The 11,407-nt window shown below is 34.8% G+C and carries 7 protein-coding genes; all 7 read left to right on the top strand.

The window, feature by feature from the left end:
* Positions 1-71: 71 nt before the first annotated feature.
* The 7 genes from GQR98_RS03285 to GQR98_RS03255 all read left to right on the top strand — a co-directional run bounded on the left by GQR98_RS03285 (position 72) and on the right by GQR98_RS03255 (position 11,405).
* The gene (locus GQR98_RS03285; RefSeq protein ID WP_233268070.1) at positions 72-1,604 is read left to right on the top strand and encodes a sulfatase family protein; all 1,533 of its coding nucleotides are present in this window, start codon (positions 72-74) and stop codon (positions 1,602-1,604) included.
* Positions 1,605-1,639: 35 nt separating this feature from the next.
* Positions 1,640-3,070, top strand: a complete 1,431-nt coding sequence (locus GQR98_RS03280) for an arylsulfatase (protein ID WP_159018265.1) — start codon at positions 1,640-1,642, stop codon at positions 3,068-3,070.
* 234 nt (positions 3,071-3,304) lie between these two features.
* The gene (locus tag GQR98_RS03275) at positions 3,305-4,912 is read left to right on the top strand and encodes a T9SS type A sorting domain-containing protein (RefSeq protein WP_159018264.1); all 1,608 of its coding nucleotides are present in this window, start codon (positions 3,305-3,307) and stop codon (positions 4,910-4,912) included.
* Between the two features lie 92 nt (positions 4,913-5,004).
* The gene (locus GQR98_RS03270; protein WP_159018263.1) at positions 5,005-6,609 is read left to right on the top strand and encodes a sulfatase family protein; all 1,605 of its coding nucleotides are present in this window, start codon (positions 5,005-5,007) and stop codon (positions 6,607-6,609) included.
* 27 nt (positions 6,610-6,636) lie between these two features.
* Positions 6,637-8,538, top strand: a complete 1,902-nt coding sequence (locus tag GQR98_RS03265) for a glycoside hydrolase family 97 protein (RefSeq protein WP_159018262.1) — start codon at positions 6,637-6,639, stop codon at positions 8,536-8,538.
* Positions 8,539-8,570: 32 nt separating this feature from the next.
* Entirely contained in the window at positions 8,571-10,070 is a 1,500-nt protein-coding gene (locus GQR98_RS03260) for a sialate O-acetylesterase (RefSeq protein ID WP_159018261.1), read from the top strand.
* A 339-nt stretch (positions 10,071-10,409) separates the two neighbouring features.
* Entirely contained in the window at positions 10,410-11,405 is a 996-nt protein-coding gene (locus GQR98_RS03255) for a family 43 glycosylhydrolase (RefSeq protein ID WP_199270262.1), read from the top strand.
* The last annotated feature ends 2 nt before the right edge of the window (positions 11,406-11,407 follow it).

The raw sequence follows: 11,407 nt of genomic DNA, 5'->3' as shown, positions 1-11,407 counted from the left end.
GGTAAGTTTGTTACCAAGTGTTTCTTCACTTTATAGTGAAGCTGTTTTTCATAAAAGCTAAATTAAATAGAATGATAAAAAAGATAATACCCGTTTTAATATTCACCGCTACTTTGATGTTTACAGTTGTTAGTTGTAAAAGCAATACTCAGAAATCAGTAGTTAAGGACGATGTTGAAAATCCAAAACCAAATATTGTTATTATTTATTTGGACGATTTAGGTTATGGCGATTTAAGTTGTTATGGTGCTACAGCATTGCGAACACCCAATATCGATGCTTTGGCAAATGGTGGCGTAAAATTTACTAACGGTTATGCTTCGTCGGCAACTTGTACGCCAAGTCGTTATGCATTATTAACGGGTATGTATCCATGGAAAAATAAGGATGCTAAAATATTACCGGGCGATGCGCCTTTATTAATTAGTACAAAGCAAACTACTTTGCCGAAAACGTTGGCTAAAGCAGGTTATCAAACCGCCATTATAGGTAAGTGGCACTTAGGTTTAGGTTCTGGAAATGTAAATTGGAATACAACTATTAAACCAAGCCCTAATGAGGTAGGTTTCGATGAGTCTTATATTTTGGCTGCCACTCAAGATCGTGTGCCAACGGTATATATTGAGAATGGGAATGTGGTAAATCTTGATAAAAACGATCCGATAGAAGTTAATTATAAAAAGAATTTTGAAGGTGAACCTACTGCTAAAACGAACCCTGAACTGACAACCATGAAATGGCATCACGGACACAATAATAGTATTGTAAACGGGATTCCTAGAATTGGGTACATGAAAGGTGGTGAAGCTGCTAAGTGGAGTGATATTGATATGGCCGATAATTTTTTAGGAAAAGCACAAAGCTATGTGAAAACACATAAAGAGAATCCGTTTTTTCTATACTACGCTATGCAACAACCTCATGTTCCTAGAACGCCCCATCCACGTTTTGTTGGTAAATCAGGCATGGGACCAAGAGGTGATGTTATTTTAGAAGCCGATTGGTGTATTGGTGAATTTATTAAGACTTTAGAAGAAGAAGGTGTTTTAGAAAATACTTTAATTGTTTTTTCTAGTGATAATGGGCCTGTTTTAAACGATGGGTATTATGATGATGCTGTAGAAAAACTTGGAAATCATGACCCAAAAGGAGGCTTGCGCGGTGGTAAATACAGTTTGTTTGAAGCTGGTACTCGAGTGCCTTTTATTACTTATTGGAAAAATCATATTAAACCTAATGTATCCGATGCTATTGTTTGTCAAATGGATTTAATGGCTTCTTTAGGAAATCTAGTTGGAGTCGATGAGAATACCACGGATAGTAAAAATTTATTAACGGCATTATTAGGTGAAGCAGAGCAGGGACGTGAGCATTTAATTATTGAAGCGAAATCTAATACAGCTTTACGAAGTGGCGATTGGATTTTGATTCCTCCGTACAAAGGTGCTTCAATGAATAAGAAAGTAGGGACAGAAACAGGTGTATCTTTAGAGTGCAAACTTTTTAATGTTGTGAAAGATAAAGGGCAACAAAATAATTTAGCTGAAGAAAACCCTGGAAAACTAAAAGAGTTAATTCAGGTTTTTGAACAATTAAAACAATAACAAGTTTATTTCAGAATAAAGAAATCTAGAACATTATGCTCAATAAAACACATGCCGTAATTCTTGTTCTCAATTTGTTGATTTTCAGTTGTAAAACTTCAGAAACAATAAAACCGGCAGCAAAGCCGAATATTATTTTTATAATGGCCGACGATTTGGGGTATGGTGATATTGGACCTTATGGGCAAACTAAAATTAAAACACCAAATCTCGATGAGTTAGCAGCTCAAGGTATGGTGTTTACCGATCATTATGCAGGTTCTACAGTTTGCATGCCATCGCGCGCTAGTTTGTTAACGGGTTACGATCAAGGTCATGCTAGTGTTAGAGGGAATCCTGTTTGGACAGAAAGTGGTACTCCTGTAAACCTTAAGCGTAATGAAATAACGGTTGCTACCGAACTCAAAAAAGCGGGGTATAAAACAGCTGTTATTGGTAAGTGGGGACTTTCTGAAGGTGTAAATAAAGAAAATATGCCATCGGAACATGGTTTTGATTATTTTTTAGGATACAAAGAGCATCGCCATGCGCACCATTATTACTGGGATACTCTATATCGTAATAGTGAAGCTTTTATTCTGAAGGATAATAATTTTGCCCTAAAACAAGGTAAATACACACACGATGTTTTTGTGAATGAGGCTTTAAGTTACGTGGAAAATGAAAAGGAAAATCCGTTTTTTCTGTATTTAGCGTTAACCATTCCTCATCTAGAATTAACGGTTCCCGAAGAATCTAAGAAACCTTATCAAAATTTAGGCTGGCCAGAACGTAAAATGAATACAAAAGGGCATTATAAAAATGACGAGGAAGGGAATACAACCTACGCCGGTATGGTGTCTCGTATGGATAGAGATTTAGGGAAGTTGTTTGATAAATTAAAAGAATTAGGAATAGAAGATAATACCATTATTTTCTTTACAAGTGATAACGGACCCGAATATGAAAAAAAGGATCGATTCTTTAATAGTAATGGTGCGTTAAAAGGAGGAAAGCGAGATTTGTATGAAGGCGGTATTCGTATTCCATTTATAGCTAAATATCCAGAGAGAATTCCTGCAGGTTCAACAAGTAATCACATGTCTGCTTTTTGGGATTTCTTACCAACAGTTTGCGAATTAGTAGGTGTTACGCCAACCAATAAAGATATTAACGGAATTTCTCTAGTACCTGAATTATTAGGAAATAGCAAAGCACAACAAAAACACGATTATTTGTATTGGGAGTTTAACGAGAAGCAAGGTCCCATTCAGGCTATTCGTCAAAACGATTGGAAATTGGTTTGGAAACTTGAAAGTAGTCCTGAGTTGTATAATCTTTCAACAGATATAGGTGAAACTAAAAATCTGGCCTTAGAAGAATCGGAGAAATTAAATGAATTGCTTGCGCTTCTAAAAATAGCCAGAACAGAGCATTCAGAATTTCCTTTACCCACTAGAAAAGTAGCACTTCAAAAAAGAAAATAGATAACTTCATTATTTGTTTTTTTAACATGTTTATTTAAACTGTGGGTATTTGAAATAGTCTATTTCTCTTCATTCACGCTCATATTGCAACATATTGGTTCCTTAATTGAGAATTTTAAAATGCTAAAAGACCTTAGATTTGGTTTTAGAGGAAAGTGTTTATTTCATTCATATTAATTCTTTTTGAAATAGGCCTTTTCATTCAACTAAATAAACCAAACTAAACTTTAAATTATGAGAATAAAAAATTACTCAAAAAACATTAAAACATTATGCATTGCTTTATTGATTTGCTGTTCCAGTTTTACGGTATTTAGCCAAACTATTTACACCAACGATATGGAGTATGTGTTAGCTGATGTAAAACAAGTTTTTATTACTAATAAAGTGTTGACAGAAGCCCATGCTGATAATTTATTAACAGCATTTACCGAAATGAAAGTAAACGGAATTCGTATTCCGCTTTTTGGTAGAGATACAAATGGGGTAGATCTTAACCCAAATAAACCCATGTTCGATTATTTTTACACACAAGCTTTAGCACAAGGCTTTGTGATTTTTGCAAATCCAGCACAAGGTGGTGGTGGTGCGCGTGTTGCCAATAATATGCTTAATGGCGATGTGCCTTCTGTTAACGGTGTGCAAGCGGCAACCGATGAATTAATAGCAAGAGTTTTAGAGTTCTCAGCAGAATATCCTGGTTGTAAATGGTTAAATCCTTTTAATGAAGATGGACGTGCAACTAGTAGTACTTGGAGCGTGGACCAAATACATGAAATTTATTCAACACTTTATAATAATGTAAATGGCGCAGAACTTATTGGTCCTTGTACTTGGGGGCTTCCTGCGGCTATCGATATGTTTAATAATACCAATATAGAAGATTATATTACGGTGGCTGCATCTCATAATTTAGGCTTTAATCATGGACAATGGTCTACGTTTATCAACTTAGCAAAAGCTAAAAATTTACCAGTTTGGGATTCTGAAGTAAACCATAATGATGCTAAAGGTAATGGAACGCGTTTGGAGAAAGCTATAGAAAATAAAGTAGATGGGTTAGTGTTATATAATGCTGCCAATGCTGTAAACTTAAATAATGGTACTTTAACTAATGCCGTTTATACTTGGATGGATTTATATTTAAAAGATGAGGCACAACCTGTTAATATCGCTCCAACAGGTATCGCTACGCAATCTTCTACCAATCCTTCATTCAATAAAGGGCCCGAATTAGCAATAGATGGTGATACCAATGGAAACTTTGGTGGAGGTTCTGTTACCGTAACAAATGGTGAAGCAAACCCATGGTGGCAAGTCGATTTTGGATCAGATAAGGGTCTTGGAGATATTAAGGTGTTTAATAGAACAGATGGTTGTTGCAAGGCTAGAATGTCCAATTTTACAGTATCTGTTATAAACAGTAATAACGAAACGGTGTATAGTAAAACCTATGCCGATTACCCAGATCAATACATTACAGTAGAAACAGGAGGTGTTATAGGTCAAGTTGTTCGCATAGATTTAGATAACGGAACCAATGCGTTAACATTAGCGGAGGTAGAAGTTTATGCTTCGGAAATTACATTATCAACCGTAGTTATAGATAATGTAGAAGTTAAAATTTATCCAAATCCCGTTTCAGAAAAATTAATGATATCTACACCTAGTGCTGCCTTTCAAAATTACACGCTTTATAACATTAGCGGGCAAGTAGTTTTAACTAACGAAATAAATACTAAAGATGTTGAGGTTAATGTAAGTGCTCTTTCTAAAGGTCTTTATTTATTAAAATTAGATGGCCTTAATAGCTCTAAAATGTTAAAAGTGGTTAAGGATTAATTTTCGATACATAATTTTTTACCTTAGCGGATAAACACAGTAGGTTAAACTTATTTAATTTAAAAATAGTACCATTAATAGAATTTAATACAATGATAAAAACCTCAAGCATACTCTTAGTTTTAATGTCTGTATCATGTCTTGTTTTTTCAAGTTTTTCAGATGAAACAAAACAGCAGAATAAAATAAATTCTGATACGGAGTTAATTAAACCTAAAAAACCTAACATCATCTATATTTTAGCAGACGATTTGGGTTATGGTGATTTAAAATGTTTTAATCCTAACGGAAAAATACCAACGCCAAACCTTAATAGTATGGCTAATAATGGTGTTATGTTTACAGATGCGCACACTTCGTCTGCCGTTTGTACGCCAACACGATACGGTATTCTTACGGGGCGTTACAATTGGAGAAGCCGTTTAAAAAGTGGTGTGCTTGGTGGGTATTCTAAATCGTTAATTAAAGAAGATCGTGTTACTGTAGCAACCATGTTACAAACGCAAGGTTACAGCACGGCTTATATCGGGAAATGGCACATGGGTTGGGATTGGTCTTTTGTGAATGAAGAAACAGAGGCAACGCTTAGTAAACTACATAGCACTCCAGAAGTAGATTTTTCAGCACCTATTAAAAATGGACCATCAACACATGGTTTCGATTATTCATTTGGGTTTTGCGGATCTTTAGATATGGCGCCTTATGTATTTGTTGAAAATGATATACCAACTATGGTGCCTACAAAAACCACTATTTCGGTAGACGAAAAAGGTGTTTGGAGAAAAGGACCAACGTCCGACGATTTTGTTCACGCTAATATTTTGCAAGATTTAACAGATAGAGCAGTGAATTATATAGAAGAAAAATCGACAGAGAAAGATCCATTTTTCTTGTATTTTCCTTTACCTGCGCCGCATACACCAATTTTGCCAACTACAGAGTTTTTAGGAAGAAGTAATACCAATATGTATGGCGATTTTGTAATGCAGGTTGATGATGTGGTTCGCCAAATACGAGAAACATTAAAGAAACAAGGCATTTCAGAAAACACATTAATTGTTTTTACTAGTGATAATGGATGTTCTCCAAAAGCAGATTTTGAAGAATTGGCAAAAGTAAAACACGACCCGAGTTATGTGTTTAGAGGTATGAAAGCTGATATTTACGAAGGCGGACATCATGTGCCACTTATTGTAGAATGGCCGAGTAAAGGTTTAAAAAACTCTAAAACAGATAGAACTATTTCTACCATCGATTTTTTTGCAACTTGTGCTGAGGTTTCAGGTTATAACATTAAAGATACCGAAGCGGAAGATAGCTATAGTATGCTACCTTTAATTGTAGGAGCTAATCAAGATGATATTAGAGAATATACGGTTTATCATTCTATAAACGGATCGTTTGCTATAAAACAAGGTGATTGGAAATTGTGTTTAACCAACGGTTCTGCTGGGTGGAGTTACCCAAGACCAAACGAAATAAAAAGTCAGAAATTAGATTTACCCGAGATGCAACTTTTCAATTTAAAAAATGATATTGAAGAAACTAAAAACGTAATAGCGGAGCACCCGGAAAAAGCTACCGAGTTAAAAGCTGCGCTTAAAAAAATAATATTGGATGGGAGAAGTACAGTAGGTGAAAAACAGCAAAACGAAGGCATGGAAGGCTGGAAACAAATTGAAAGTATAATTAATTAAGACGAAAATTAAATTAAAATCTACAAAATGAAACAAGTTTCTCTAGCGTTTTCAACGCTTCTGTTTATTGCATTTTTCAATGCTTGCAGCGTTAAACCAAATTTAAATGTAAGCTCTCCCGATAAAAAGGTAGAGTTAACTTTTGAGAATAATGAGGAAGGTTTAACATATCAATTAAACCGGAATAATGAGGTCTTGGTAGGTGTGTCTAGTATTTCGATACTGCCTAACATTCCTGTGAAAATATTAAATACAGAAATTAACTCAGTAGATACCAAATGGAATCCGGTTTGGGGACAGTTTAGTGAAGTTAGAGATTTTTATAATGAAATTGTAATTCATATTGAAATCAATGGAAAAACAGGAAAATTACTCTCTCGTGTTTATAACGACGGTGTTGGTTTTAGGTTTGAACTGGATGATGTTACCGCAGAAGATCAATTAGATTTTTATGCTGAATATAATTTAGAAACAAATGATGAATTCTATTATACAGCTGGAGAACATCCTCCTGTAGGGCCTGTTTCTGTAAGTAGTTTTTCTAATTCTAAAGGGAAGCCTTCTAAAATGCTAATTCCCGTTGTTGTCGAAAAATCGAATAAAAATCATCTGTCTTTTTTAGAATCCGATCTGTATTCATCTAAAGGTTTTAGTACCATGACGGTGAATTTTAATAAAGAATCCGGAACGTTAGTATCGAGTAGTAAACCAAAATATATAAGCGAAAAAGTGGTTACGCCATGGAAAGTTATTTTGTTTGGAGACTCGGCTGGCGATTTAGTAACCAGTACCGTTACTGTAAATTTGGCGGCACCTTGCGAAATAGAAAATACCGATTGGATTAAACCAGGGAAAACCATGTGGGATTGGCGTGTGCATGGCTATACGGCGCCCGATGGTTTTGTGTATGGTATTAATACAGAAAGCTATAAACGTTTTATCGATTTTGCAGATAAAAAAGGGATTGAGTATTTTTTAATTGACGCATCTTGGTATAAACGTGCTACTAAAGGGCATTTTGAGTTAACTCCTGAGTTAGATTTAGAAGCTGTTATAGCTTACGCTGAAGATAAAGATGTTGAACTTATATTGTATTACGATCGTAAATTTGGAGAATATGGAGATAAGGAGTTGTTTCCTTATTTTCAATCTTTAGGTATGCATGGAATTAAATATGGTTTTATGGGGAATAATGTTCAGTTTTCTCGCGATGCTATTAGTCAAAGTGCCGCTAGTGAATTACTAATCGATTTTCATGATAGTCCGGTACCGTTTACGGGTGTGAGGCGTACATTTCCCAACGCTATTACGCGCGAGTATTGCCATGCACAACAAGATTCTCGTAAAGCTTTTACTCCCGAAACCTTTATTAAAATGGCTTTAGTTAATGCTATACAAGGGCCTTTGGATATGAATAACGGTAATTTTGATATCACCGGAATTAACGCCGGAAAACGACAAAAAGGACCAAAGAAATTAAACTCTTATTTATCTACAGTGGTGTCTGAGGTGGCTAGAACTCTAGTTGTTTTTAGTGGCTTAGTTTGTATTCCCGATGCTCCAGAAGCTTATGAGGCTAAAGCCGATTTATTCGAGTTTATTCAAAAAATGCCTGTTGGTAAATGGGATGAATCTCGAATTCTGAATTCTAAAATGGGCGAATATATTACTACAGCACGCCGCTCAAAAAACGATTGGTTTATTGGTAGTGTTATGAATCAAAAAGGAGGTGTTTTGGATATTGACTTAAATTTTCTTGAAGAAGGAAAAACCTATGAGGTTACATTTTACGAGGATACAGCCGAAACCGATTGTAAAACAAACCCAGAAGCTTACCAAATAAGAAAGGCTAAAGTGAAAAAAGGAGATGTTATTAAAGCTAATATGGCTCCAGGTGGTGGACATTGTATGTGGATAAAATCAGAATAAAAAAGTATATTTAACGCTGAAACCTATTCCAAATGAAAAACCAACCATTCTATTTATTACTATGCGCTTTTACATTGTTATCAATGAGTTTATTTGCGCAAAAAATAAGAATTACAGAAGCTCCCGAAGATTATCAATTATATGCTCGCGATAGCAGTAATACCGTGGAGGTTTTTATCTCTGGTAATATAAAGGGAACTCCAGATTTTAAAGAGTTTTCATTAAAAGTATTTAAAGATAATTTGCTTTATAATACACAAAGGGATAGTCTAGTTGATAAGAAGTTTTCAGTTTCAACTAAAATAAATTCAGGCTTACACGAGTATCGATTTGAGTTTTATATCAAAAAGAATAACACCGATAGCCTATATTTTTCAGCCGATCATATAGTTTGTGGTGATGCTTATATTATAACGGGGCAATCTAATTCTCATGCAAGTAGTAGCTTGTCGACTTACAGTAATCCGTATTGCAGAAGTTTTGGTGTTAAAACAGGTTACGAAACTTACAACGACGACGATAGAAAAGTACGTTGGGGTATGGCAACAGGAAATTTAGAAGGTCTTGATGGTGTTGGTGGATGGTTTAAAAAGAATCCATTTGGCGTTGGTGCTTGGGGTATGGAATTAATGCGGTTAATTGTTGAAAAACATCAGGTGCCTGTTTGTATTATTAACGGTGGTAGCGGTTCTTCGTCCATAGAAAAAAACATGTTATATCCAGAGCAACCATCTTTAGAAACTAGCTTTGGGCGTTTAGCATATCGTGTCGATCAAGCAGGATTAAAAGATAAAATTAAAGCCGTTTTTTGGCACCAAGGCGAGTCTAATTCGGTAAGCACAGAAAGTTATCAGGCGTATGCAGCTAATTTCGATGTGCTTTTGAATGATTGGAAACGTGTTTATACAAGTTTAGAAAAAGTTTATTTATTTCAAATTCATCCAGGTTGTGGTCGTAATCCAGAGAGTTATCTTTCTGAAATGCGAGAAGTTCAAAACAAAATAGATGAAAAGTACGAGATGGTAAATATTATGTCCACATTAGGTGTTACAGGTCATGATGGTTGTCACTTTTCTTACGATGGTTATTTAGAATTTGCCAAACGTATTTATCCTTTAGTGGCGCGGGATTATTATAACGAAAAATTCGATTTCATTATAACACCTCCAAAATTATTAAGTGCGAATTACAAAGGTTCCAAAAAGATTATACTAAACTTCGATCAGTCTATACTTCTAGAAGAAAAGCGTGAAGTAAATGGTGTGGTTCATTATTTAAAAGATCAGTTTTTTGCTTCGGAAGATTCAAATTTAGAACAAACGCCTCTTGAAGTTAAAAAAGTGGAAGTTAAAGAGCATTCACTTATTCTTACATTAAAAAAAGCGTCTAACTATAAATTTATAACCTATTTACCAAGTAAGTTTTACGTTGGTACTAGCGATATTTATAATGGTCCGTGGCTATCTGGAAGTGAAAATAATATTGGTGCTTTAAGTTTTGATAGAAGGCCAATTACTCAACTTAAAGATTAAATTCACTAAAATAATCTTCTTTTATAGAGTAATAATTGATGCTGTTTCTATAGTTTTCATGTTATGGTTAGGCGTTCTTTATGGAATTTGGCTTAAATCATGAGATTTCATGTATATTTATGATTGTTAGTTTGTTGTGTTTGTGTTGAAGCTGTTCTTATAGTTTTTTATGTATTTAAATTCAACATTTATACCCCCTAATTGATAATTATAAGTTTTTGTTTTATACTAACTTTGGTAATTGCCGAATATACACACATAACTGAATAGATCTGTGCGTATGTTTTCAAACAAAACAAACTAAAAGAAAATCAATAACTGTCTTTATACCTTTTACTAATGAAAAAAATTTTTATAATTATAGTGTTGTTCTTTTTAGGAATGGGTACTGTTTTTTCTCAGTCGAACTTTAAATCGGTAACAGCATCATATTCTCCAATTGAAGCATTAGGTTTTGAAGAGGGTATAAAACGAGGCGACCCGAGTGATGTTATAAAAGTAGGGGCTTTGTATTATGTTTGGTATTGGAAGGTAGGAGATCATGTTAGATGGGCAACATGGTATGCAACCTCACCAGATGGATTTGTTTGGACAGAAAAAGGAGAAGTTTTACCTCCGGGAAAAGATGGTAGTTGGGATGATGAAGGTTGTTTTACACCTGGTATTTTAGTTGCTAACAATAAATATTATCTTTTTTATTCGGGAGTTAATAATCCGTATAGAACTAAGGATCTTGAAAAGTCGAAAACAAGAATAGGCATAGCTGTTTCAAATTCTCCTGATGGTTCTTGGGCAAAACTCTCAACTAATCCTATAATGGTTCCAAGTGATGATATCACTGAGTTTGATAGTCACAGAATTGATGATGCTAGTTTAATTGTTCGTGACGGAAAATACTGGTTGTATTACAAAGGGCGCCAATGGGGTAAATCGCCACGTGAAACCAAAATGGGTGTTGCTATAGCCGATAACCCTGAAGGACCGTATGTGAAATACGAAAATAATCCTGTTGTAAAAGGTGGTCATGAAGTCTTAGTTTGGCCTCAAGGCAAAGGTGTTGCCACGCTTATAGGAAAAGAAGGACCAGAGGATGTTCGCAAATCCATTATGTATGCCGAAGATGGATTTAATTTTAAAAAGACACACGATTTTACAAATAAAAATGTACCACTTGCTCCTGGAGCATATCGTCCTGAGGCGTTTACTGATAACGGTAAGGGGAAGTTGATAGAATGGGGCGTACAGAGAGTTATTAATAAAAAGGAACAGTTTCTTGAAAGATTCGATTTAAAGGAGATTTTTGAAAGCAGTGGTATTATAAATGAAACAAAATAAAA

The organism is Algibacter sp. L3A6 (assembly GCF_009796825.1).
Taxonomy (GTDB): domain Bacteria; phylum Bacteroidota; class Bacteroidia; order Flavobacteriales; family Flavobacteriaceae; genus Algibacter.
This window is presented reverse-complemented; position numbering and strand designations above follow the sequence as displayed.